Origin of the sequence: Barnesiella sp. An22, assembly GCF_002159975.1 — a bacterium.
In the GTDB taxonomy this organism is placed as follows: domain Bacteria; phylum Bacteroidota; class Bacteroidia; order Bacteroidales; family Barnesiellaceae; genus Barnesiella; species Barnesiella merdigallinarum.
This window is the reverse complement of the sequence record NZ_NFJR01000052.1, coordinates 1-682: the sequence shown is the minus strand read 5'-3', so window position 1 is coordinate 682 and position 682 is coordinate 1. Positions and strand designations below refer to the sequence as shown.

The 682-nt window shown below is 52.8% G+C and carries 1 rRNA gene; it reads right to left on the bottom strand.

Annotated features, from left to right (window positions below):
- Window positions 1-669 (bottom strand): 23S ribosomal RNA (locus B5F38_RS14155); the annotation flags it as partial.
- Window positions 670-682 lie beyond the last annotated feature (13 nt).

The window sequence follows — 682 nt, the reverse complement described above, 5'->3', positions numbered from 1 at the left end:
TTCGGACTTGCTTTCGCTTCGGCTCCGCGACTGAATCGCTTAACCTCGCCAGCAACAGTAACTCGTAGGTTCATTATGCAAAAGGCACGCCGTCACACTTTCGTGCTCCGACCGCTTGTAGGCGCATGGTTTCAGGGTCTTTTTCACTCCTCTGTTCGAGGTTCTTTTCACCTTTCCTTCACAGTACTGGTTCGCTATCGGTCTCTCGGGAGTATTTAGCCTTACGGGATGGTCCCCGCTGATTCGCCCCGGATTTCTCGTGTCCTAGGTTACTCAGGTGTCCATTCGACTTCCTTCGCATTTCGCTTACGGGACTGTCACCCTCTATGGCTACGATTTCCATCGTATTCTGCTATGCTCGGTCTTGTCTTTGTCATGGATCCTTCTACCCCGACGGTGCCGTAACATCGTCGGTTTGGGCTCTTCCGCGTTCGCTCGCCACTACTTGCGGAATCATTGTTATTTTCTCTTCCTGCGGGTACTTAGATGTTTCAGTTCCCCGCGTTTGCCTACCGCCATGCGGTATAGTCATTGCTGACTGGGTTGCCCCATTCGGAGATTTACGGGTCACGGGCTATTTGCGCCTCTCCGTAACTTTTCGCAGCTTATCACGTCCTTCTTCGCCTCCGAGAGCCTAGGCATCCCCCATGCGCCCTTTCTTACTTTCTTGCGGCTTCTCTTC